The sequence below is a fragment of the Marinomonas flavescens genome, assembly GCF_004352835.1.
GTDB lineage: Bacteria > Pseudomonadota > Gammaproteobacteria > Pseudomonadales > Marinomonadaceae > Marinomonas > Marinomonas flavescens.
Genome location: NZ_SJSB01000001.1, coordinates 206,553 through 229,558 on the forward strand (window position 1 = coordinate 206,553; position 23,006 = coordinate 229,558).

Genomic DNA, 23,006 nt, shown 5'->3' on the forward strand with positions numbered 1-23,006 from the left:
GTCGATGATGTGTGGTTAATTATCTATAGTCGATACGCCAGTAGGGCATGCTTTTGTGATGATAGTATAACAATACGCTAGTTGTACGCTGAATTGGGTTATGATGGAAATGTGATATTTTGTTTTCTATATGAGAGATTTCGATAACCTATGGATATAGACATTAGTCAGCTGCGTTTACTCGTGGTATTAGAGCGTGAGCGTAGCTTATCGCGAGCAGCCAAAGCCTTGCATTTGAGTCAGTCTGCAGCGAGTCATGTGTTGGCAAAGTTGCGTACGCGTTTTGATGACCCACTGTTTATTAAGACCAAAATTGGCATGGAACCCACTCCGACGGCGTTGGCGCTGATCCCAGATGTGCGCAAAGGGCTGAGCGCACTGGATTTGGCGTTTAATAAAGTGAAGCCTTTTAACCCGCGCACGGAAGCCAAAACCTTCTACATTGGCGCGGTCGATTATTTTGAGTTTTATGCTTTGCCGCAATTAGCCAGTCGTTTACAAGACGAAGCGCCTAATATTCGAATCGCCATTGATATATTGCCGGAAAATCTGCGCATGGATCGAGTAGAAGAAGGGCGCTTAGATCTGTTTTTAGGGGTAGACGACTTGCAGTCTGTGCCACGTTATTACCATCGCCAGCATTGGTTGACAGATCAATACGTGGGCATTGTGCGTGAAGGGCACCGCTTATCTGACCAGCTTAGCTTGCACGCTTTTTTGGCCACGCCACACATTCATTTGCCGTTGGTGAATTCGGGGGCAGACCCAATTGATCAATGGTTGTTGGATCAGCATCAATCAAGACAGATTTCGATGATAGTGCAGAGTTATGCCATTGGTGGCATGGTCACCGCAAAATCAGACAATATCATGTGTGTACCAGCGAACATTGCCAAAGAATTGACGACTATGTTGCCAGTGAAAACAGTGCAACTGCCAGAAGGCGTGCCGGAATTGTCTTTGAGTATTTTTTCCCATCAACTTTACGATAGCCAAGAAAGCATCCAGTGGTTGATCAAGAAGATCCAACAATGCGCGCCACAGTACCAAGTAGCATAGAAGAGCTAGATCGCGCCTTGTACCACCTTGGGGATATGGTTTTTTCCACCTGAATTTTGTAGTTTGTCATTATCTTTACTATGTCGTTTATACGTTGTTTTGCAGACGGGTATAGCCTCCTAATGCACCGCGACTCACTTAAGGAAAATTATCATGAAGACTTATGAACAATGGAAAGCGCAGGCCGCCTCTCTTTCTTTTCCACATCAGGCGTACATTAATGGTGAATTTGTTCCAGCGGTGAGTGGCGCTACCTTTGACTGCATCAATCCAACTACGGAAACGTTATTAGCCAAGGTCGCTAGTTGTGATTCTGCCGATGTAGATGTGGCCGTTGCGGCCGCTAAAAAAGCCTTTAAGAGCGGCGTGTGGTCAACCATGGCGCCGCGTAATCGCAAAAATATCATGCTCAAATGGGCGCAATTGATTGAAGAGCACAAAGACGAATTTGCACTGCTGGACACCTTAGACATGGGCAAATCCATTTCTGAAATGGTCGGCATTGATATTCCAGATTCCATTGATTGTTTCCGCTGGACGGCCGAAGGCATAGACAAATTGTACGGCGAAATCGCCCCAACTGGTGGTCCTAATCTTGCCTTAATTAGCCACGAGCCGATAGGTGTTATCGCTGCAATTACCCCGTGGAACTACCCACTGATGATGGCGTCTTGGAAAGTGGCACCAGCGCTTGCCGCGGGCAACAGTGTGATTTTGAAACCGTCTGAGAAATCCCCATTAAGTGTGTTACGTTTGGCCGAATTGGCAACCCAAGCCGGTGTGCCGGATGGTGTCTTTAACGTCTTACCAGGCTTTGGTCATACCGCTGGTAAAGCGCTTGCGTTGCATAATGATGTGCAGGTTATTGCTTTTACTGGCTCAAGCCGCGTGGCAGGCATGTTGATGGAATATTCCGGACAGTCGAATTTGAAGCGTGTATGGATTGAAGCCGGCGGCAAATCTCCGTGTTTGGTATTTGATGATTGTGAAGACATCACGACCGCCGCAAAAGGTGCCGCATCGTCAATTTTTACCAACCAAGGTGAAGTCTGTATCGCGTGCTCTCGCTTGTATGTACAAAGCGGCATTAAAGACGAATTTATGACGGCGCTGATTGAGGCGGCGAAAGGCTATGTGGCGGGTGATCCATTGAATCCTGCAACCAATATGGGGCCGATGGTAGACAAGACGCAGCTGGAAACGGTCACGCGTTTTATCAACAGTGCGCAAGCCGATGGCGCCACTCTGGTTCATGGTGGTGTGCCTGAATATCAAGAAGGCCAAGGCTTTTATGCGAAACCAACGATCTTTACCGATGCGAAAAACAGCATGGAGTTCGTTCGAGAAGAGATTTTTGGACCTGTGCTTGCGGTCGCTACTTTTGATACAGAGGAAGAAGGCATTGCCTTGGCGAACGATTCTAAATACGGTTTGGGGGCGGCCATTTGGACGAGCAATTTATCTCGTGCTCATCGAGTTAGTCGCCAGTTAGAAAGCGGCATGGTGTGGGTGAATACCTGGGGTGATGGTGACACCACTGTGCCATTTGGTGGTGTTAAGGCGTCTGGTAATGGTCGTGATAAGTCGCTTCATGCGATGGAAAAATACACCGAAATCAAAAACGTTTGGATTAGGCTATGAAACTGTGAAATAACAGAGCACTTGGATGTATTGTATGATGTTGACGACTCCTTTAAAAACGTATATTAAGGACTTGTAGATCTTTGCTCTAGTGCTATGAGAATAGGAATTGCTCGGTTAAGTCAAACAGCTTTACCGAGCTGTTTGACTTATTCTAAAATGCACTTATTAGGTCTAATTGAAATTATATTATGTACGCATAGTTAACACGATAACAGGTCGTAGTTGTTAGTGCTTATTATTGTTAGTATTATTCCTGAAGTTGAAAAGAAACCAAGCTTTGTGGTACATAAGCTATTGCCACTGAGTCATTTTAGTTCACTAAGGAAGGTGCGAATAAGTCAGCTATTCAACAGTTGTGGATATAAAATTCCTTTTATTTCCAATTAGATAAATCAAGTGATCTCTTATTGAGATGACTTGTTCGCATTATCCCTAAGCAAGATGATTTTCCTTTGTTTTATGGGGATTTAGTGTGAGCCTTTTGCCGTTCAAATCACTTAGCAAATTTGGATTCTACTTTATAAGGTTAATAGGTCAGAAATTATCCGCTAAATCTCCCAATTATATTATTACTCTCCTTGTGTAAGCTATCTATATAACTTGTTCTATTCTGCTATTAAACTTCATAAGACACCTTTCATTTTGTTTCTCATTCAATGTGGTTCTTGAAATCGACATATGAACTCGTTAAAAAAGTGCTTTCTTCCTTTATAAATTTTTCTAACGCAATGCTGACAAAAACAATGATTATGAGAAGCGTTCTTGTTATCATATGTGAAGATCGAAATCGCAATTCTATTGTTGCGTCAAATCGCACTTGGTTTAATTAGGGATTTGCAGTTCTTATATTTAATGATGAGGCGGGTTTTTTCTCTACTCCCCCTTACTTAACCTACTATGGCTGGATGATATTAATGAAGTTGATCGGTGTTTTTTTTCTTTCTCTGTTTTGTGTCCTGACAACAATGAAAGTCTGGGCGGCAGAAAGTGGCTCTCAAAATAGTGCGCAAAAAGACGAGCATGGCTTCAGCCAACAGATACAGGATCCTCGTTATACCAAACTACCGACTTACCTGATTGAAATGAAAGATGGTGTGTTAATCCCTTCAGAACTTGTTGTTCCTGCTAAAACAAAATTTCGTCTCGTGGTAAAAAATGAAGGCAGTAAGCCTGCGGAATTTGAAAGCAATCAATTGCGCCAAGAGAAAGTGTTGTTTATGGGGGCAAATACCAGTCTGGTCATTACGCCATTAGACGTAGGCACTTACGATTACTACGATGACTTTGCTCCAGCGGCGCGCGGTAAAATCACCGTTAAGGCGCAGGAGTAATCCACCATGGGACAAATTATTTTTGTTGTTTGTCGCGAAAGTGTCGAAGCACTTTTGGTCATTGGTATTCTTTACGCCTGGATGAATGGTCGACCTAACTCTAAACAAGGGAAACTTTGGTTGTTAGCTGGCATATTGGGCGGTTTTGCTCTTGCTGGATTGCTAACACTGACCTTGATTGGTGTGACCGATATTTTAGGCGGTGCCGGTCGCGATTGGTTCGAAATCGGGATGCTAACATTTGCCAGTGCATTGATTGTACAGATGGTCATGTGGATGCGAGCCCACGGGCGCACGATGAAAAAAGACCTAGAAGAAGGCTTAGAAGACAGCACTCAATCCTCCAATTGGTGGGGCGTGTTTTTCCTAGCGATGATCGCTGTGGGTCGAGAAGGCTCTGAAACCGTAATGTTCCTTTATGGATCATTGTTACAGCTTGATTCATTCGGCTCTTACGTGGACTTCTTTGTCGCCGCGGCCATTGGTTTGGCGCTGGCGATGGTGCTGTTCTTCTTGCTGCAAATTGGCGGCAAATACATTTCTTGGAAATGGTTCTTTCGAGTTACAGAAACCATGCTGTTGTTTTTGGGTTCGGCATTGTTTTTAACCGCGGCAGGAAAATTGCTCGGCGGTCCATTGGCCGCGACAGACTTGCCTGCTTGGATGTACAGCACAGTGTGGGATATGTCCGGTGTATTGAGTGACAGCTCTGTTTTTGGCGGTTTACTGGCTTCTCTTTTTGGTTATCGATCACAGCCCATTGGTTGGGATCTGGTCATGCTGGGTACTTACTGGGTGTTGGTGTTATTGATGCTTAAATGGCAACTGAATGGACGAATTCAACACGCACAAAGATTGAATGCTGCAGTAGAAGCGCACTAAGCAATGAATGATCGGGATTGCCTTAATTCGTTAGGGTAATCCCATGAGAGATTAAAAAAAAACACATTAGGAGTAAATAAAAGTGAGAATGATTCTAAATACCCTTATCGTAGGTGCTACGCTTAGTTTTTCTTTACCAAGTATGGCGACTGTTTCTCAGAGCGCACAGCGCGCCACCTTGAATACCTACGCGACTATTGCGACGGCGAATTACCAAGATACCGTTGAGGGTGCAAAAGCGCTTAAAGTAGCCATTGATGCCTTCGCGAAAAATCCAACATCGGTTACGCTTCAAGCGGCAAAAGACGCTTGGTTGGCTTCTCGCGAGAGCTACGGCACGACTGAAATTTTCCGTCTGTCTAATGGTCCTATCGATGCTGAAGATGGCTGGGTAGCTGAAGCTTACGGCGGTTTGGAAGGACAAATCAACGCGTGGCCGTTGGATGAAAACCTAATCGATTACACGGAAGATGCCAACTACAAACGCACCAGTGGCAATATCATTGATACAAAAGGTGTCTTTACTCCAGGCGGCGAAGACGCAGAGTCGGTTAATGTGGCCAAAATCACCCCTGAAGTGCTCACTGAATTAAACGAAAATGGTGGCGATGCCAACGTTGCGAGTGGTTACCACGCGATTGAATTTTTGTTGTGGGGACAAGACCAAGATTACAACAATATGATCGAAGATAAGATTACTCACGGTGCCATGACAGCCGGTCAGCGTCCATTGTCTGATTTCACCACAGATAAATTGAAGCAGCGTCGTCTAGACTACCTAAGAGCAGCAACAGACAAGTTGGTTTACGACCTAGCGAAAGTGTCTAGTGCGTGGAATACCAAAGTGATTGGTAATAGCGGCCTTTACCGTGCCGCTTTACTGGATCAATTGTCTGGCGCTAATCAAGACAAAAACCTTTCAACAGCGACATCACTAAAACAAATTTTCTCAGCAATGGGCGTGTTCTCAAAATCCGAATTGGCGAACGAACGTATCGCTGTTGCGGTATTAACGCCAAGTGAAGAAGACGAGCATTCTTGTTTCTCTGATAACACTCACCGTGATATTGCTTTGAACTACCAAGGCATTAAAAACGTCTTGCTAGGCGAGTACAAAGGCAAAAAAGTAGGTCCTGCTTTCTTTGATAACCTACCAAGCGAAGAGCAAGCTAAGATCAAGGCATTGATGACAGACATCGAAATGCGCATTGCTAAAATCAATACATTGGCAACGACGACCATGCATTTTGATTACCAGATTCACCCAGAAAACGAAGCCAGCGTACAAAACATTGTTACCTTGAAAAACGAACTTCGTCGCTTAGGTGATCAAATGGTAAATGTTGCTAAAACTTATGGCATTTCTTTGACGACGAACGATGTAACAGACGCTGAAGAAACTCAGATCTAAGTCGCCATTAATATCGTATTTTAAGCGCTAAATAAGTAATGAACTAACAGGAGCGCGTTGCCTTAATAAAATTCGTTAGGGCGGCGTGTCTCATTGTTTAATCTGTGCAAGTGAAGTAAATAGTGATCTATGAAAAGTAACGGTCGTTGCGTCGCGAAAAGAATTTTTCGAGGCGCTTTTGTGTTTCTGATATGGCCTAGTTTGGTTCACAGCGCTGCGATTGAAATGTCTAGTACGGCTCATAGTGAGTTGTTTACTAACTCAAAAGGCAATAAGCCTTTTTCGCAGCCGCGTAAAATGACGGACGCTGAATACGATCAGTTTATTCTTGGTCGCTCTTTTTTCTCTATTCCTTGGGTCGAAGCTCCCAGTGCGACGACAGCACGTGATGGCTTGGGTCCTCATTTCAATGCTAATACTTGTACCAGTTGCCATGTGGACAGCGGGGGCGCACCGACCCTCAGCAAAGACGGTCAGCCGTTGCGTTCTCTGGTCTTTAAGCTGACTCAACCGAGTAAACACGAGTTACGTTGGCAATTAAATAATATAGATGCCCCTGCCCATGACAGTGTTCCAGATCCTGTCTACGGGGTGCAAGTTGCCATTAATGGCAATGGTAAGGTAATGCCAGAAGCGCGCACTAGACTGCACATCGAGTCGGTGCCTTTTACCTATCCAGATGGACAAACGCTCACGTTATCTAGATTTGACCCTTACTTGGATCAACTGGCCTATGGTCCGTTAGCCGATGAAACGGTGATTTCTCTGCGTCAGCCACCTGCCTTAGTTGGTTTAGGATTACTTGAAGCGGTGCCTGAGAGTGAGATTTTGGCTTGGGCGGACCCAGATGACCACAATGGTGATGGCATCAGTGGACGGCCAAATTGGCTAAATCCACCAAAACAAACACAAAAAGTGCTAGGACGCTTTAATTGGAAGGCGTCGGAAGCTAGTATTGTCAACCAATCTGCCAATGCGGCGGCCCATGACCTTGGTTTGACGAACCCTGCGTACCCTCAAGAGTTGTGTCAGCCCGCGCAGTTAGATTGTCTCGCGGCGCCTCGTGGGCGGCAATCACCCCATGGTCTTTTGGATCTTCCTGAGTTTCGTTTGCAAGCCATTGCATCGTACATTCGTGGCCATAAAGTACCGCAGCCGGTCGCTTTGGATGCGCAAGCGCTGGAAGGACAAAAGGTGTTTCATGAGGCTGGTTGCGGTGGCTGTCACCGGTCAACGTTAACCACGGCAAAAGGGCAGATGTTCCACCCTTATAGTGATCTGCTGCTGCATGATATGGGCGCTGCGCTAAAAGATGGGCGGCCAGAGTTTTTGGCCAGCGAACGGGAGTATCGTACGGCACCGTTGTGGGGAATAGGAGGGCGCGTTCGCGCTGGCGAGCGTTTTTTGCATGATGCACGGGCGGCCACACCGGAAGAGGCCATTCTCTGGCATGGTGGGGAAGCACAAACCGCCAAATCGACATTTATTGAACTGGCTCGCGCTCAACGTGCGGCCTTGCTACATTTTCTGGAGCAACTATGAAAGCTTTTACTGGTCTGTCACTCATGCTAGTGCTGAGTGCGCCTGCGTTAAGTCAGGCGGCTGAACAAGACCCTTATGCGGTTATTTATGACACGGTTATTCAGGCAAACGCTAACCATGCAGTGACCTATTGCGGGGAGCTAAAACAAACCTTAGACACCCCGTCGCTTGACCAGCGTCATCAGGCTTTTACGCAACTGGCAGAAGGGTGGGGGCGTGTACAGGCGAGCTATATTCTGGGCGCTTACGACATGGCTGCGATGGATTACCCCTTGATGGTCGATTATTTCCATATGGGCAAAGAAGACATTCATGAAAGCCTTGGGCGTATCATGAAGAGTGATCTGGCGCCGCCTAAAGCCCTGTATAAAAACTCTTATAAAACCTTGGGTGCATTGGACGATGTGATGTTCAGTGGACCTTGGACAGAGCGTCGTAAAGCAATGGCGGAGGTCATTAGCTCGAACGTATGCAAACGATTGACTCAAGTACGTGATGGCTACCAAACGCATCGTGCCGACTTTCTTGCGGACCATGATAAAGCCTTGTCTTTATTGGTGAACGCAGAAATCGAGAATATTTATAAAACCCGCGATTGGCGTATTGCGCAAATCAGTGGTTTGACTAAGGATACGCTGGGTAAACCAAAACCAGAGCATCAGCAGTACCCTTATAGTAAAGCGTCTTGGGCCTTTATTGGGGCGATTTTAGAGACCAATAAACAGCTTCTCGCGGACGACCAGCAACCCAATGTGGCGACCATAGTCTATGCGAAACACGGTGAAGAAGGCTTGGCAGCGGTGCAAGAAGCGCTGAATGCTTCTTTGTTGGCGTATCAAGGAGCACCAGCGGAACACAACTACAACACCGGCGACATGATCCCTTTGTTCCAAGGTTTGTTGGATTTGCAAAAAGCCTTTTACCGCCAATTGGTTGGCAGTATTGGTGTGACGGCCACACTGATCGATGCAGATGGCGATTAGTTCACCGTTAGACGCTTTTTTACACGGCAGTGAACGGGTATTTTGGGGCTATTTATTAGTCAGCGCCGTCATTGCCTTGGTGTGGTACCTGAGACAGGGCAAGTCCTTGTCTTTGGTACACCTGAAGCGCTATTGGTGGAGTGCCGATGCGACACTGGATTATCGCTATTTCTTGATTAACTGGTTGATCAAGACACTGCTTATTTTACCGGTTTTGTTGTCGGGGCAGACAGTCGCGTTATGGACGATAAGCGCCTTTAATGCGGTGGCTGAGCCATTGTTTTTGCCTTGGTACTATCGCGATATTGTGCTGCTTTATACGCTGAGTCTGTTTGTTCTCGAAGATTTTAGCCGCTACGCCTTGCATCGCTGGATGCACAGCAACCCTTGGTTATGGAAGATTCATCAGGTTCATCATAGCGCTGAAGCGCTTAATCCGCTGACCTTTTATCGCTTGCATCCGCTGGAAAATATCCTCTTTGCATTGCGCCATGCGGTGGTCGCTGGAGCGGTGACAGGGGTGTTTATTTTTTGCTTCGGTGCGCGGGTAAACCTGTATACCGTACTGGGCGGCAACTTGTTTATTGTGAGTTTGTTTGCCTTCACAGGAAACCTGCGGCATAGCCATATTCGTTTAAGCTATGGACGTTGGTTAGAGCGCGTACTAATTTCGCCAGCGCAGCATCAGGTCCACCATCAAAGGCGCCATATGCGCCACAACTTTGGCAGTGCCTTGGCTATCTGGGATGGTTTGTTTGGCACGCTTAAAGTGTCTAAAGGCATCCCCGATGATGGCAGCTTTGGTTTAGGTTACGGTGAGAGGCAGTACTTTGACAGTGTTGGAAAACTCTTGGTGCAGCCATTTTTTAGAATTTATTCACGTATTCGACGGACATTAAAATGATCAAGATTTTTGCTTTTCTTTTTTCCGTATCACTGATTAGTAGCCAGGTCGAGGCAGCAGAAGGCCTCTCTGAAGCACAATTAGGGCAGGTGCTGTTTTTTGATCCTGTCTTCTCTGTGAACGGCACCATGTCATGTGCGACCTGTCATGTACCTGAGCAAGGTTTTATGGATTATCGTCTTAATCGTGGCTCGGGTTTTGTCTCGTTGGGGGATGATGGGCATGCTCTGGGATCCCGCAATACGCCGATGGCGGCTTACGCGAGCACCTCACCCGACTTTCATTTTGATGAAGCACTAAAAGAGTTCGTTGGAGGACAGTTTTGGGATGGCCGTGCCACTACCTTGGCTGATCAGGCGCTTGGGCCACCATTGAATCCTGTCGAGATGGGTTTGTCTAATGAGCAACAGATTGTTGAAAAACTTCAAAAAAACCCACTTTATCAAGCTACCTTTACGCGTCTTTATGGGGCGGATGTGTTTGCCAATAAACCGTTAAAAGAGGGCGCTGTAGCGCCAGCGTATGCGGCTTTTGGTAAGGCGCTTCAAGCCTTTGAAAGCACGGCTGCGTTTAGCAGTTACGACAGCAAATACGACCGTTTCTTGAAAGGGGAGTATCAGTTAACGGTATTGGAAGACTTAGGGCGAACGCTCTTTTTCTCTAACAATAACGTCAATTGCAACAGCTGCCATCGCTTAAAAGCAGAAGACAGCGAGAAAGAGCCTTTTACCAATCATCAATATCGCAATATTGGCGTGCCTGCTAACACGAATTTGTTGGCGTTAGGGCATTTGAAAGCGGATTTCATTGATCACGGTTTATTGGAAAATCCGGCTGTTACTGATCCAAAATACGACGGAAAATTTAAGAATCCATCGTTGCGGAATGTGGCCGTAACCGCCCCTTATATGCACAACGGCGTATTCAAAAATTTACGCACCGTGGTGGAATTCTACGATCATTATAATAATCCAAAGCGTTCGATTAATCCGGAAACCGGTAAGCCATGGCGCGCCCCAGAAGTGCCCGCTACGGTCGATAAAGAAGATCTAAAAGCGCATGCGTTAACTGAGCGTAAAATTGATGCCTTGGTTGCCTTTATGAAAACGCTAACGGATAAGAGTTATGAACCCCTGCTTAAGGCTCAAGAGCAAGCCGCAAAGAAATAAAGACTTTTCTGTCTAACCGCGCTGGCTGCGCAATTTATGCGGCCAGCGTTGTGTTTGTTAATTTCTGTCTCTGTCCATTTCATCTAAATGATTTAAAAACAGCGTAAAAATCTCAGATTGTGTCGAGGTATCAAGACGGGCATGAATGTTTTTTCTATGCACCTTTACGGTGCCTGCACTAATACCAAGGGCTTCTGCAATGGCTTTGGAAGAGTGACCGCGAAGAATCAAGCCAAGCACTTCCTGTTCGCGCTGCGTTAACACCCCACAAGCAAACGTTTTTAGCGCATATTTAATGGGTCCATGGGAAGGCACATAGTCTAAATAGTCACGAGATTGCGCTAACCAAAACTGTTTGATCAAGGCTTCGAGTAGTGGGAAAACGGCTTTTAGTTTGAGCATCTCCCCACGTTTTATCGGTCCCATGTGTCGCTTCCGGCCTAAAGAAATAGCACAGGTTGTATTGTCATCCAGCGAGATCGTGAGGTTTATTTCATCGATCAGATCAAATTTTTTATAACAGGTTTGGTAATACTCGGTGTCTTCAAAAGAATCCGGAGCCAGATCGGCTAAGCGGCTGATGTTTGGTGTTGTGCCTTGCTGAATACTGTTAAACAAAGGGTCGAGTATGTATGCCTGATTGATGTACATATTAAGGGTGGCGCTATGTTCTGAGCGGCTTTTAGGATGGATAATAATAGGCTTAAAAGATTTTTTGTAAGTCACCATAATAATAGTGTCGAAATAGCAAAGTCCACTTAGAAAATTTTCGACAACGCTTGGAAAGCTAGGGACGCGTAAATGATTAACTAAAATAGCTAGTTTTTTAAAGGTTTCTGGAGAGATTAATTCGGTCTTTGCTTTGTTTGCCATCATGACATGTTCTCCATCTGAGTTGTCAGCGTTAATTAAAGTATTTTTGTGATCACAAAAATACAATTTATCATCTTCTCTAAAAGACCACACTTATTATCTGATCTTAGAAACAAGTGAGTTATATGATGGTGGTTGTTTTGTTTTTTCCTCAAAAATAAAAGGCAAGTTGAGTTTTTATTCGGTTATTTTTTGTTTTTAATAAATATACGGCTCTGCAATAAATTGGTGCAGTAATTCGAGTGTTCCAGCAAATGCAACGCCTTCGCGGATGTCTGCAGCTATGGCTAATTGCAGTGATAATGCGTCTTTGTTTTTTATCGCTTGAAGTGCTTCTTGGTGTCGATCAATGATGTAATGCTCTTTTAGTTGGCTATTGGCAAGACGCAAGAAAGGCCCGAGCTGTAGCCATAAACTTTCGATCAATGGCAGGCTCACTTGGTGAGGATTGGCAGAGTAGAGTTGCCTATGAAAGGCTTGGTTATTCTGAATCGTGGCTTCGACATTCTTCATGTTTCGCGCATTATCAATCTCTGAGTCCAGTGTTTTCAGTTCTTCTAATATATCGTCATTAATATAAGGCAGTGCACGTGCTGCCGCATGTGACTCCAGTACGATCCGTGCGTCACAGAGTTCGTTGAATTTCATTGCGGTCATTTTTGGCACTAAAATGCGTCGATTTTCCCTGACTTCTAACGCACGTTCTGTGCTGAGTTTTTTTAACGCTTCTCGAATAGGCATAGGACTTACATTCAAAGCACCGGCTAACTCTCGAATCGTCAAGCTTCTACCAGGAAGAATTTGGCCACACATCACTGCATTACGTAATACCTCATATACCCACTCGGTGATAGTTACACAGTCTTTTCTGTCAGTTAAAGTAATATCTAAAGGTGAATGATTGTTCAATTAAATGTCCTTTTATAAAAAAATATAGAGTTGAAACGTCTTTCTCTTGCAAAAAAAACTCTGTCATTGTTTGATCACAACATGGACTAGGTTGTATTGATAATACGACATAAAAGAAAAATCAAAGACTATCGAAAATAAAGTTCAAACCTTTTGTGATCACAAAAGGTTTGAACCAAAGACTATCTTTAGCAACACAAATTATCACGAGAGTACTGGTTATGGCGGATCACGGAAAAAGTAATAAAGAATTCGATCTTTTTATCACAGATTTGAATGGCAATTTACGAGGTAAACGCATCCCAGCTTCGGGCTTAAAAGGTGCCTTAAAGAATGGTGTGAAACTTCCTCAGTCAGTTATTGGATTTGATAACTGGGGCGATGATGTTTTAGAGAATGGTTTAGTGTTTGAAACAGGTGACAGTGATGGTATTTGCTTACCAGTTAACACTAAGCCTATTCCTGTTCCGTGGTCTGAATCGCCGCGAGACCAAATTCTCGCAATGATGTATAACCCAGATGGAACGCCTTTCTTTCCTGATCCACGACAAATTTTGGCTAGAATTCTAGATCGTTTTAATGCGCTTGGCTATAAGCCTGTCGTTGCTACTGAACTCGAATTTTATTTGTTAGATGGGGAGTCCGAGGCGAAACAACGTCCAGAAGAACCTTTAATGACTGAGGGTAATGGTCGTCGTTTAACTGATACCGATTGTTACTCTATCGAAGAAATGGATGGGTTATCTAATTTTTTTGCTGATGTTCGTCAGGCTTGTGAAGTACAAGGAATTCCAGCAGATACTATTATTTCTGAATTAGGTCCTGGCCAGTTTGAAATTAACATGAAACATGTAGATGATGCCTTGCTGGCAGCAGATCATGCCAATATGTTTAAACGATTGGTTAAAGGTGTAGCGAGGAAGTATGAATATGGTGCGACTTTTATGGCAAAGCCATACGAACAAAAAAGTGGTAATGGTTTCCATGTGCACTTTAGCTTGCTCGATAAAGACGGCGTAAATGTCTTTGATAATGGTGGTGAAGAGGGTACGCCTTTATTGAAGCATGCTGTTGGTGGTTTGTTGGCAAACATGGCAGACAGTATGTTGGTCTTGGCGCCACACCTTAACTCTTACCGCCGCTTTCAGAATGGAGCTTTTGCACCAACATTTGCAAGCTGGGGTTATGAGAATCGTACAGTAGCTGTACGTATTCCTGAAAGCCCTAATGAAGCGCGTCGTATTGAACATCGTGTAGCGGGGGCTGATGCGAACCCTTATTTAGTGTTAGCGGTGGTTCTGGGGGCTGCATTGGAGGGTATTGAACGTAAGATTGAACCTCCAAAAGCTATTCAAGGAGATGCTTACTCAGTCAGTGATGATTTTCCAGTACTGCCTAATCGTTGGGAGGCAGCAACGGAAGTATTTAAAGAAAGCCGCTTTATGCGTGACTATTTAGGTGAGCCTTTCGTTAAAGTATTTAGTGCAGTGAAGTTGCAAGAGCAAGACAGAATTTATGGAAGAATCTCTGATGTCGAATATGAAGCGTATTTATAAGTACTAAAAAATAGTTAGTCTTTTAATCAGAACTAAATTGAAACAATAAAAGTGCCCCTATGAGGGTATGAATAAAGTAACCACAAAAGAAAGTAAAAAGAAACATGAACTCTATATCCAAGAGGAACATATAATGAAATTAAGTCATGCTTGTGTATCTGTCATCTGCGCCGCAGCCATTTCTGGTAGTGTGTCTGCGGAAGATAAAGTGCTAAATATTTATAACTGGTCTGATTACATTAGTCCGGGTGCTGTTAAAAAATTTGAAAAAGAAACTGGCATCAAAGTGAATTATGATGTGTATGATAGCAACGAAGCATTAGAGGCAAAACTGATGGCTGGTTCATCTGGCTATGATTTAGTTTTTCCATCTAACTCTTTTTTTGAGCGACAAGTTAAGGTAGGGGTTTATCAAGAAATTGATAAAAGTAAATTATCTAATTATCACAACATTGATCAGTCGCTTACTGATAAAATAAAAAACCAAGATATAGGTAATAAGCACAATGTACCTTACACTTGGGGAACGGTGGGTATCGGCTATAACGTTGACATGGTTAAAAAACGATTAGGGCCAAATTTTAAATTAGACTCTTTAGATGTGCTGTTTAAGCCGGAGGTGGCTGCAAAACTACAAGATTGCGGTATTGCTGTTCTGGATTCACCTTCAGAAGTAATGTCGATTGTGAACAACTATATTGGTGAAGATCCTAATTCTGAAAGTCTGAGTGACCTAAAAGCCAGCGCCAAAGTGCTTGCTTCAGCTCGTCCTTATTACAAATATTTTCACTCTAGTAAATATATTTCTGATTTAGCCAATGGTGATATTTGTGTCGCGTTAGGATACAACGGAGATATATTGCAAGCAAAAGCTCGAGCCAAAGAAGCGGGCCAAGGTGTTAACATTGCTTATTCTATTCCCAAAGAGGGAACTGTTATGTGGTTTGACTTAATGGCCATTCCTAAAGATGCTCCTCACCCTAAAGCAGCAATGAAATACATCAACTATATTTTACGTGGTGATGTGGCCGCATCGTTATCTAACTATATTTTCTATGCAGTTCCAAATACAGCAGCAATGCCGATGTTAGATGCTGATGTATCTGAAAATAAAGGAATTTATCCAACACAGGCAGTTAAAGATAAACTTTTTATTCAAGTGGCACATACGTCTAAATTTGACCGTTCTTTGACAAGAACTTGGTCAAATATTAAAACTGGCCGCTAGGTATTAATTTCACTAATATTCTAGTGAGTCTATTTCTTTAATTTAGGTAATAGCCCTGTTTTGTTTCGGTGAATTATTTTAGAACCGTAATTTTATATAAACAGGGTTGTTATCACTGTGATGTATTTATAAAAGGGTAGGTTAGTGTATGTCTACGTCTTCAATATTGGCTCAGCCAAAAACGATTGCTGTTTCTTCTTGGCGTGAAGAAGGTGCGAAACCTTTTGTTCAGATCAACCAATTGACTAAAAATTTCGGTGAATTTTCAGCTGTTAATTCGGTGTCATTAGATATCTATAAAAATGAATTATTTTGCTTGCTGGGTGGGTCAGGCTCAGGGAAAAGTACATTGCTACGCATGTTGGCTGGATTTGAGAAACCTACAAGTGGCCAAATTCTGATAGATGGTGTAGACATGGCGAATATTCAACCATGGGAACGTCCTGTTAATATGATGTTTCAATCTTATGCCTTATTCCCGCATTTAACAGTAGAGGCTAATGTAGCTTTTGGTTTGCGCAGGGAAGGGCTTAAGTCCAGTGACGTGAAAAAACGCGTTGTTGATATGCTAGACATGGTTCAGATGGGGCATTTAGCAAAACGTAAGCCGCATATGCTTTCCGGTGGTCAGCGGCAACGTGTTGCACTAGCTCGATCCTTGGTGAAGCGTCCCAAGTTATTGTTATTAGATGAGCCACTTGGAGCATTGGATAAGAAGCTTCGTGAAGAAACTCAATTTGAGTTGATTAATATCCAAGATGAACTTGGTGTTACCTTTGTCGTGGTGACCCATGACCAAGAAGAGGCAATGACGCTAGCGACACGAATAGGGGTTATGGATCAGGGAATTATTGCGCAAATAGCTGAACCACATCAGATGTATGAATACCCCAATAGTCGTTTTGTTGCTGAGTTTATTGGTAACGTAAATTTGTTTGAAGGCACTGTTATGGGGGATGAAAGAGATAGTGTGACGATTCATTGTCCAGATTCAAATAGTATGATTCAAGCGAATCACGGTATCAGTTGTGCGCCCAATCAAACAGTTTATGTGGCTATACGACCGGAAAAGATACGTATTTCCCGTGAAAAGCCAGGCACTGATATAAATACTTCTTATGGTGTTATTTCTGAAGTCGCTTATATGGGTAGTCAGTCTATTTTTAAAGTGCGCTTAACGAGTGGGAAAGAAATTCGAGTAACACAACCCAATTTTGCGCGGGATATGGGAGATCGCTTAACGTGGGAAGAAGCCGTCTATCTTTCATGGGATGCAGATAGCAGCGTGGTATTAATATCATGAGTGATTTTACTCCTCCTCAAGGGCTCCCTAGTAAAGGAAAACCCTCTCGATTAGTACGTTTATGGACTCGTTTGAGAACCATAAATATGGGCCGCAGTGCGGTGATTACGATTCCTTCCTTGTGGTTGGGTATTTTTTTCTTTATACCATTTTTGGTGGTGTTTAAGATTTCATTGTCTGAATCGGCGATTGCAATTCCGCCTTATACGGCTATGTTTGCTTGGAACCCTGAAGACGCGTATTTAACGATCAAAGCCTCTTTCAGTAATTATTTATTTTTGTTCCAAAATGATTTTTATCTAGATGCCTATTTAAGCTCTATTCGTATTGCAGCTGTGTCTACTTTCTTTACTTTAATCATAGGCTTTCCAATAGCCTATATGATTGCTCGTAGTAAACCGACGATGAGAACGTTACTTCTTTCTTTGGTGATTTTACCATTTTGGACATCATTTCTATTACGTGTTTACGCTTGGATTGCTTTACTTAAGAAAAATGGTGTAATTAACGAATTTCTGATGAGCTCAGGTTTGATCGATCATCCATTGATCATGCTCCAAACGAATTTTTCAGTCTACTTAGGGATTGTATATACTTATCTCCCTTTTATGATTCTTCCGCTTTACACAACTCTCGAGAAAATGGATATAACCTTGTTAGAAGCGTCAGAAGATTTAGGCGCGAAGCCGTATCAAACTTTCTTTCTCGTGACTTTGCCTTTGGCAGTACCAGGCATTGTGGCGGGCTGTTTACTTGTTTTTATTCCAGCAGTAGGGGAGTTTGTTATCCCTTCTTTATTAGGTGGATCTAATACTCTTATGATAGGTCGAGTTCTTTGGGATGAATTTTTCCTAAATCGTGATTGGCCTATGGCCTCTGCGGTGGCGATTGTTATGTTAGTTCTCTTGGTTGGTCCAATTATGTTCATGCGCAGTCGAAGTAAGCGGGAGGAAGTGTAATGGAACGACGTTCTTGGTTTTTAAAGAGCTCTGCTCTATTTGGTTTTATCTTTTTATATGCGCCAATTATTTCTTTAATAATATACAGTTTTAATGCTTCTAAGCTGGTGACGGTATGGGGTGGTTGGTCATTAAAGTGGTATAGCTCATTGTTTCAAAACGATGAAATTATGACTGCGGCAGTGTTAAGTTTTAAAATTGCTACTATCAGTGCTACATTAGCCGCTATTCTTGGAACGATGGCGGGTTTTGTATTAAGCCGTATGGGGTCGTTTCGCGGTAAAACTATGTTGGGTGGTTGGGTAACTGCACCCTTAGTGATGCCTGATGTGATTACTGGCTTATCTTTGCTTTTATTATTTGTAGCAATGGAAAGTATATTTGGTTGGCCAGCAGGTCGTGGTGAAGTCACCATTATTATTGCACACACGACATTTTGTCTCGCGTATGTGGCTGTCGTTGTACAATCAAGGCTATCGTCTATGGATGAAACTCTTGAAGAGGCTGCGATGGATTTAGGTGCTAAACCAGGAGTTCTGTTCTTTTTGATTACCCTGCCGCTAATTGCACCGGCAATTATCTCTGGTTGGCTACTGTCTTTTACCTTATCGTTAGACGATTTGGTTATTGCTAGTTTCGTATCAGGGCCAGGTAATAGCACGTTACCGATGGTAATATTCTCTAAAGTACGCTTAGGGGTAACACCAGAGGTTAATGCACTTGCGACGTTAATGATTCTGGCAGTATCTGTTGCTGTTATTGCTGCTATTGTGATTATGCGTAGGCAAACAAAATTTCAATCTCCATAACGAATAGTGTGTAAAAATAAGCTGTCTCTAAAGATAGCTGGTATTTTTAAGGGAAGTTTTATGAAAATAGGTATTCCTGCTACGTCAGGCTATCACCACCTAGACAGGCTTAAATGACTATCTATCACTTTTTTCAATTCGTTATTGGCGTAAAACGAGAAGCTGATCTAGGGTTATGTGTAGACAGAGAGCAAGGGATTGTTCAAGCCTTCAGGATGATCTCCGCGCGGCAAGGATGCCGTAAAGGTAAGCGTCAGACCATCACCACCTAGATAGGCTTAAATGACTATATATCCCTTTTTTCAATTTGTTATTGGTGTAATGGTCTAATGGTTTTGGAAGATATTACAGTGTGGGTTTTAGCCGACGTGTATGGACTCATCCTCGTTTGCAAGTAATTTATTTGATTACATGAAGGTGCAACTGCCTACGTATATTCGATCTTTATATGACATCATTATGTCTGACCTTAATGGGCTATTCGCGTGCTGCGGATATGCCTCCCAACTGCCTTCGTTATCGGTTATCTGATTTTTTAGAGTGCAGTGGCGTTTGAAAAAGCTTTAAACTGTCCATCGGACAGTCATAGTCGATGGCGTAATAGTTTTCGTAGTTCTCTAAAAATCTCAAGTTGGCTGTGTTTCTGATGCTGAAGTATATCCACATTAGCCAACCACCCCATGTCTTCAAACTCAATGGCAAGTTTGACTAAAGTGCCTTTTTGTACCTCCTCGATAGCAACATGGTTTGGTAATAAGCACCAACCATGTCCCTGCACCGCAAGTTCAAGCAACACATAATAGTTATCTGCATACCAAATATCAGGGCTTATTTTTAATTGAAAGCTGCTGGTTTGCGTGGTGCGAGAGCGAAGTAGTAGCTGTCTGTGCAAGCGTAAAGCATCAATGCTTTTACAAATTTGCTCTGCTAAAGGGTTGGATTTACCTACGTATAAATCGAATTTTACGGAGCCAAGGTATTCATAATCTAAATCGCTAGGGATCTTGAGTTCACTAAAAATAATACCTGTTATCACTTTCTCATGTCTTAGCATGTCAATTATGTCCAGACTTGATGCGCTTAAAAATTCCAGAGATACATGCGGATACGTTTTTTGTAGTTCGGCTGCAGCATTGGTGATTATTTTAAGTGGAATTCCTTCGTCAAGGGCAATGGTGATTTCGCTTGGCGTGTGGTCATTTAATGCCAGTGCTGAATTGCTCAAACGCTGATGTTGGTTAAGTAGTGCTATGGCTTGCGGCAGTAATTTTTTGCCGGCGTCGGTTAGCTGCGGATAACGCCCAGAACGTTCAAATAAGGTGGCGTTACAGTCTATTTCTAAATTAATGACGTGCTGACTGACAACGGATTGCGCTCTACCTAGATGCCTAGCCGCGGCAGAGAAGGAGCCATTTTCGGCCGTGGTGACAAATGCTTGAAGTTGTTCGACACTAAACATATCGTTTTTCCGGATACTATATAATTGTTTAATAACTTAATAATGGATGAAAATGTGGGCTTAGTCACTAAATACAGGTACCAACTTTTCATGAAAACAATAGAGCGGATTGTTCAAGCCATTCTTTTTGAGGCCTTAGCACTCGCTATTGCCATCCCATTAATGGTGATCATGGGTGGAGTCGACGCGGCGAAAATGACAGTGCTAGATATTGGTCTATCGTTATTTGCGATGCTTTGGAATTATATTTATAACGTAATCTTCGATAAGTTGATGGGCTTTGATCGATTAGAAAGAAGATTAGAGGTTCGTGTCATTCATACCGCTGGGTTTGAGCTAGGGATGCTACTAGTGACTCTGCCATTAATGGCGTGGTATTTGGGTATTACTTGGTTAGCAGCTGCAATGTTAGAGGCGGGATTTTTAATATTTATATTTGTATATACCATCGTATTTAATTGGTTATACGACCGCTACCAGCCTTATCAGAAGTTGTGCGGCAAGCGGCTTAATGAAGCGTAAAGCGACAAACGCCTCGGATCAGAGGCGAGATAGAGTCAAATGATTCTTAGGCCTTAAGAAATTGAGCAATCCAAGTCATGAGTTGAGTGTTCTGGATGCTTTCTTCTTTTATCGTGTGGCGCGCTTTATTTGCCACTTCTGTTGATAGTGTTACATCTGCATACAGTTCAACCAATTCACTTTCATAGTCTTTTGAGAACTCTGGGTGTCCCTGAAAAGTCAGAATGCGATCTTGATAGATAAACCCAGCAAATTCACAGAAATCCGATGTCAGAAAGACGTCCAATTTTTCAGGCTTTTCTATCACTTGGTCTTGATGAAAAGCGCAGAAGGCAATGTCTGTTGCATCTGGAAGGGTGGGAATCTTGCCTAGGTTTTGGTAATGATGAACGCCAACACCCCAACCTGCAGGCGACTTTGTGACTGTGCCACCGAGTGCGCGAGCAATGATTTGGTGACCAAAACAAATGCCAACTAATGTTTGTTGCGTGCTGTCTATTTCTCGAATAAAGTCACATAAGCGCAAGATCCAAGGTTCGTCATCGTAAGAATTGAACTTAGAACCTGTTATTAACCAGCCATCGCAAGACGCGCTGTTTTGTGGAAATTCATTTAAACGTACATCATATATTTCAAACTCTAATGCCGGTTCGATGCTCGTCAGCTGTCGAGCGAACATGTCAGCATAGGATGGATAATTTGCTTGAAGCACATCGGGTGTTATACCCGCTGCAAGAATACCAATTTTCATATGATTAAGTCCTAAAAAAAGGGATAAGACAATAGTCTATTGACGTTAGCTAAGTATGGATTCTAACTGGGTGCATTTTGGTTTTCCCCATTCGGTCAGGTGTAGAAACCAAATGAGGCGCTTTCTAATTTATTATATATAGACTTCGTATTCTACATTGGAAATACGACCATGGGTCTTTTCTTTTCTGATTGATTAAGAATCGTTAAATGCCTAATTTATCGCGCATATTGTAGTAGACGGCTCCAACCGCAGTGTAAGGAATACGTAACATGCGTCCACCCGGAAATTGGTACTGAGGCATGCTTGCGAAGACATCAAAGCGCTCTGTTTCGCCATCAATTGCATCCGAGAGGATTTCACCCATAAGGTGTGAGTTTGTCACCCCATGACCAGAATAGCCTTGAGCATAGTAAAGGTTGTCACCAATCTTACCGACTTGCGGCATGCGCATCATGGTTAGCAAGAAGTTTCCTGTCCAAGCATAATCCACTTTAACGCCTTTTAAAGAAGGAAATGTTTTCAGCATTTTGGGTGTAATGATGGATTCAATTTTACCAGGTTCACGAGCGCCGTATGTGGTGCCGCCGCCGTAAATTAAGCGGCCATCGCCGGATAAACGGTAGTAATCAAGTAAATAGTTGCAGTCTTCTACGCATCGATCCGTAGGCAGTAGCTGTTTTTGAACTTCTGCTGACAGCGGCTCAGTGGTAATCACTTGCGTGCCACAGGGCATGGCTTTTTTCTCAATATCAGGCAAAAGCCCAAAGAGGTAAGCGTTACCGGCCACGACTATGGTGTCGGCAATCACAGTGCCTTGTTTAGTGACAACTTTGCCCGGTTTGCCGTGTTCAAGACGAACCACTTCAGAGTCTTCGAATATTTCTCCGCCTAAGGCTTCAAAGGCCTGTGCTTGTCCGAGGACTAAGTTCAATGGTTGGATATGACCGCCTTTACGGTCCAGTAGGCCGCCCACATAGCGCTCACTACCAATGTGATCTTGGATAGAAGAAGCGGTTAGTAGCTCAAGTTCGTTGTGTCCATGGGCTTCCCATAGGGCTTTTTTCGCTTTTAATTCTTCAAATTGTTTGTTGTTACAAGCAGCAAATACATTGCCATGCTTAAGGTCGCAATCGATAGCGTATTTTTCGATGCGATGGCGAATCAATTCAGAACCTGCAAACGCCATTTTGGCCATTTTCTTGCCGATCACGTCACCATAATTGCTGGTAATGTAATCAATGTCGCGGTTAAAGCTGTTAACGATTTGACCGCCGTTACGGCCAGATGCGCCAAAGCCGATACGCGATCCTTCTAGCACAATGACTTTTTTGCCTTTTTCAGCAAGGCTCAATGCCGTTGAAATACCAGTAAAACCCGCACCGACAACACAGACATCGCAACGACGTTCGCCATTGAGTTGCGGACGAATGACCTTATCATTGGCAGACGCAGCATAGTACGAATTTGCATGAGTAGGGGGTGACATAAATAACCTCTCCTAATTCGCGTAGACAGTGGTGTCGATACGCTAATAATGTGACATACATAAAAGCAGCTTCCTGCTTTTTTCATTTTATTCACCAGCTTTACTGGGTGTTAATTATCATGACGGTAAATTAACTGAGAGCGTGGTGTAAACACTATATCCCCGAGGTGGTATATGGCTTGTTTGGGTTCATAAATATACGTAATACAAGAAAGAGACAGTG

Annotated in this window: 20 protein-coding genes; 15 read left to right on the forward strand and 5 right to left on the reverse strand. The window is 43.4% G+C overall.

The annotated features are described in order from the left end of the window. Positions 1-150: 150 nt before the first annotated feature. The 9 genes from E0D70_RS00905 to E0D70_RS00945 all read left to right on the forward strand — a co-directional run bounded on the left by E0D70_RS00905 (position 151) and on the right by E0D70_RS00945 (position 10,925). On the forward strand, positions 151-1,059 hold the full coding sequence (locus E0D70_RS00905) for a LysR family transcriptional regulator (RefSeq protein WP_133010381.1): 909 nt from the start codon (positions 151-153) through the stop codon (positions 1,057-1,059). Between the two features lie 153 nt (positions 1,060-1,212). Beyond that, positions 1,213-2,700, forward strand: a complete 1,488-nt coding sequence (locus E0D70_RS00910) for an aldehyde dehydrogenase (protein WP_133010382.1) — start codon at positions 1,213-1,215, stop codon at positions 2,698-2,700. 917 nt (positions 2,701-3,617) lie between these two features. Continuing rightward, positions 3,618-4,034 (forward strand): cupredoxin domain-containing protein, encoded by a 417-nt coding sequence (locus E0D70_RS00915; RefSeq protein WP_207923172.1) that lies wholly within the window; start codon positions 3,618-3,620, stop codon positions 4,032-4,034. 6 nt (positions 4,035-4,040) lie between these two features. After that, positions 4,041-4,916 (forward strand): FTR1 family iron permease, encoded by an 876-nt coding sequence (locus E0D70_RS00920; RefSeq protein WP_133010383.1) that lies wholly within the window; start codon positions 4,041-4,043, stop codon positions 4,914-4,916. 88 nt (positions 4,917-5,004) lie between these two features. After that, entirely contained in the window at positions 5,005-6,327 is a 1,323-nt protein-coding gene (locus E0D70_RS00925; protein WP_133010621.1) for an imelysin family protein, read from the forward strand. Positions 6,328-6,507: 180 nt separating this feature from the next. Beyond that, positions 6,508-7,869 (forward strand): di-heme oxidoredictase family protein, encoded by a 1,362-nt coding sequence (locus E0D70_RS00930; protein ID WP_165942841.1) that lies wholly within the window; start codon positions 6,508-6,510, stop codon positions 7,867-7,869. Further along, a complete protein-coding gene (locus E0D70_RS00935) occupies positions 7,866-8,852 on the forward strand; it encodes an imelysin family protein (RefSeq protein ID WP_133010385.1) in 987 nt (328 codons plus the stop codon). The genes E0D70_RS00930 and E0D70_RS00935 overlap by 4 nt, the downstream gene beginning before the upstream one ends. After that, positions 8,842-9,756, forward strand: coding sequence for a sterol desaturase family protein (locus tag E0D70_RS00940; protein ID WP_165942842.1), 915 nt, complete (start codon positions 8,842-8,844; stop codon positions 9,754-9,756). Before E0D70_RS00935 ends, E0D70_RS00940 begins: the two co-directional genes overlap by 11 nt. After that, positions 9,753-10,925, forward strand: a complete 1,173-nt coding sequence (locus tag E0D70_RS00945) for a cytochrome-c peroxidase (protein ID WP_207923174.1) — start codon at positions 9,753-9,755, stop codon at positions 10,923-10,925. The genes E0D70_RS00940 and E0D70_RS00945 overlap by 4 nt, the downstream gene beginning before the upstream one ends. Before the next feature lie 57 nt (positions 10,926-10,982). Here E0D70_RS00945 and E0D70_RS00950 read toward each other — a convergent pair whose 3' ends face one another. Together E0D70_RS00950 and E0D70_RS00955 are read right to left on the reverse strand one after the other, a co-directional pair. After that, complete coding sequence (locus tag E0D70_RS00950; protein WP_133010388.1) at positions 10,983-11,801, reverse strand: response regulator transcription factor; 819 nt, start codon at positions 11,799-11,801, stop codon at positions 10,983-10,985. A gap of 195 nt (positions 11,802-11,996) precedes the next feature. Next, on the reverse strand, positions 11,997-12,707 hold the full coding sequence (locus E0D70_RS00955) for a GntR family transcriptional regulator (RefSeq protein ID WP_133010389.1): 711 nt from the start codon (positions 12,705-12,707) through the stop codon (positions 11,997-11,999). A gap of 221 nt (positions 12,708-12,928) precedes the next feature. On the opposite strand from E0D70_RS00955, the gene E0D70_RS00960 reads away from it, so the two are divergent. The 5 genes from E0D70_RS00960 (at position 12,929) to E0D70_RS00980 (ending at position 18,562) form a co-directional block, all read left to right on the forward strand. After that, positions 12,929-14,263, forward strand: a complete 1,335-nt coding sequence (locus tag E0D70_RS00960) for a glutamine synthetase family protein (protein WP_133010390.1) — start codon at positions 12,929-12,931, stop codon at positions 14,261-14,263. 67 nt (positions 14,264-14,330) lie between these two features. After that, positions 14,331-15,491, forward strand: a complete 1,161-nt coding sequence (locus E0D70_RS00965) for a polyamine ABC transporter substrate-binding protein (RefSeq protein ID WP_276312836.1) — start codon at positions 14,331-14,333, stop codon at positions 15,489-15,491. 148 nt (positions 15,492-15,639) lie between these two features. Next, the gene (locus E0D70_RS00970) at positions 15,640-16,794 is read left to right on the forward strand and encodes an ABC transporter ATP-binding protein (RefSeq protein WP_133010391.1); all 1,155 of its coding nucleotides are present in this window, start codon (positions 15,640-15,642) and stop codon (positions 16,792-16,794) included. Continuing rightward, positions 16,791-17,753: an ABC transporter permease subunit gene (locus E0D70_RS00975; RefSeq protein WP_133010392.1), complete on the forward strand. Its 963-nt coding sequence runs from the start codon at positions 16,791-16,793 to the stop codon at positions 17,751-17,753. Before E0D70_RS00970 ends, E0D70_RS00975 begins: the two co-directional genes overlap by 4 nt. Next, positions 17,753-18,562: an ABC transporter permease subunit gene (locus E0D70_RS00980; protein ID WP_133010393.1), complete on the forward strand. Its 810-nt coding sequence runs from the start codon at positions 17,753-17,755 to the stop codon at positions 18,560-18,562. Before E0D70_RS00975 ends, E0D70_RS00980 begins: the two co-directional genes overlap by 1 nt. Before the next feature lie 583 nt (positions 18,563-19,145). On the opposite strand, the gene E0D70_RS00985 is transcribed toward E0D70_RS00980, so the two are convergent. After that, positions 19,146-20,021, reverse strand: a complete 876-nt coding sequence (locus E0D70_RS00985) for a LysR family transcriptional regulator (protein WP_133010394.1) — start codon at positions 20,019-20,021, stop codon at positions 19,146-19,148. Between the two features lie 90 nt (positions 20,022-20,111). Here E0D70_RS00985 and E0D70_RS00990 point away from each other — a divergent pair, with 90 nt between their 5' ends. Continuing rightward, on the forward strand, positions 20,112-20,543 hold the full coding sequence (locus tag E0D70_RS00990) for a PACE efflux transporter (protein ID WP_133010395.1): 432 nt from the start codon (positions 20,112-20,114) through the stop codon (positions 20,541-20,543). Positions 20,544-20,589: 46 nt separating this feature from the next. Here the strand turns inward: E0D70_RS00990 and E0D70_RS00995 are convergent, their stop codons facing one another. Both E0D70_RS00995 and E0D70_RS01000 read right to left on the reverse strand, forming a co-directional pair. Then, positions 20,590-21,294: a glutamine amidotransferase-related protein gene (locus E0D70_RS00995; protein WP_133010396.1), complete on the reverse strand. Its 705-nt coding sequence runs from the start codon at positions 21,292-21,294 to the stop codon at positions 20,590-20,592. A gap of 205 nt (positions 21,295-21,499) precedes the next feature. Next, complete coding sequence (locus E0D70_RS01000) at positions 21,500-22,783, reverse strand: NAD(P)/FAD-dependent oxidoreductase (RefSeq protein WP_133010397.1); 1,284 nt, start codon at positions 22,781-22,783, stop codon at positions 21,500-21,502. Positions 22,784-23,006: the final 223 nt, after the last annotated feature.

What these genes read in the sequence shown, in the direction of transcription:
- E0D70_RS00905 (WP_133010381.1), top strand. Translation starts at nt 151, where the DNA reads ATGGATATAGACATTAGTCAGCTGCGTTTACTCGTGGTATTAGAGCGT.
- E0D70_RS00910 (WP_133010382.1), top strand. Translation starts at nt 1,213, where the DNA reads ATGAAGACTTATGAACAATGGAAAGCGCAGGCCGCCTCTCTTTCTTTT.
- E0D70_RS00915 (WP_207923172.1), top strand. Translation starts at nt 3,618, where the DNA reads ATGAAGTTGATCGGTGTTTTTTTTCTTTCTCTGTTTTGTGTCCTGACA.
- E0D70_RS00920 (WP_133010383.1), top strand. Translation starts at nt 4,041, where the DNA reads ATGGGACAAATTATTTTTGTTGTTTGTCGCGAAAGTGTCGAAGCACTT.
- E0D70_RS00925 (WP_133010621.1), top strand. Translation starts at nt 5,005, where the DNA reads ATGATTCTAAATACCCTTATCGTAGGTGCTACGCTTAGTTTTTCTTTA.
- E0D70_RS00935 (WP_133010385.1), top strand. Translation starts at nt 7,866, where the DNA reads ATGAAAGCTTTTACTGGTCTGTCACTCATGCTAGTGCTGAGTGCGCCT.
- E0D70_RS00940 (WP_165942842.1), top strand. Translation starts at nt 8,842, where the DNA reads ATGGCGATTAGTTCACCGTTAGACGCTTTTTTACACGGCAGTGAACGG.
- E0D70_RS00945 (WP_207923174.1), top strand. Translation starts at nt 9,753, where the DNA reads ATGATCAAGATTTTTGCTTTTCTTTTTTCCGTATCACTGATTAGTAGC.
- E0D70_RS00950 (WP_133010388.1), bottom strand. Translation starts at nt 11,801, where the DNA reads ATGATGGCAAACAAAGCAAAGACCGAATTAATCTCTCCAGAAACCTTT.
- E0D70_RS00960 (WP_133010390.1), top strand. Translation starts at nt 12,929, where the DNA reads ATGGCGGATCACGGAAAAAGTAATAAAGAATTCGATCTTTTTATCACA.
- E0D70_RS00965 (WP_276312836.1), top strand. Translation starts at nt 14,331, where the DNA reads ATGAATAAAGTAACCACAAAAGAAAGTAAAAAGAAACATGAACTCTAT.
- E0D70_RS00970 (WP_133010391.1), top strand. Translation starts at nt 15,640, where the DNA reads ATGTCTACGTCTTCAATATTGGCTCAGCCAAAAACGATTGCTGTTTCT.
- E0D70_RS00975 (WP_133010392.1), top strand. Translation starts at nt 16,791, where the DNA reads ATGAGTGATTTTACTCCTCCTCAAGGGCTCCCTAGTAAAGGAAAACCC.
- E0D70_RS00980 (WP_133010393.1), top strand. Translation starts at nt 17,753, where the DNA reads ATGGAACGACGTTCTTGGTTTTTAAAGAGCTCTGCTCTATTTGGTTTT.
- E0D70_RS00985 (WP_133010394.1), bottom strand. Translation starts at nt 20,021, where the DNA reads ATGTTTAGTGTCGAACAACTTCAAGCATTTGTCACCACGGCCGAAAAT.
- E0D70_RS00990 (WP_133010395.1), top strand. Translation starts at nt 20,112, where the DNA reads ATGAAAACAATAGAGCGGATTGTTCAAGCCATTCTTTTTGAGGCCTTA.
- E0D70_RS00995 (WP_133010396.1), bottom strand. Translation starts at nt 21,294, where the DNA reads ATGAAAATTGGTATTCTTGCAGCGGGTATAACACCCGATGTGCTTCAA.
- E0D70_RS01000 (WP_133010397.1), bottom strand. Translation starts at nt 22,783, where the DNA reads ATGTCACCCCCTACTCATGCAAATTCGTACTATGCTGCGTCTGCCAAT.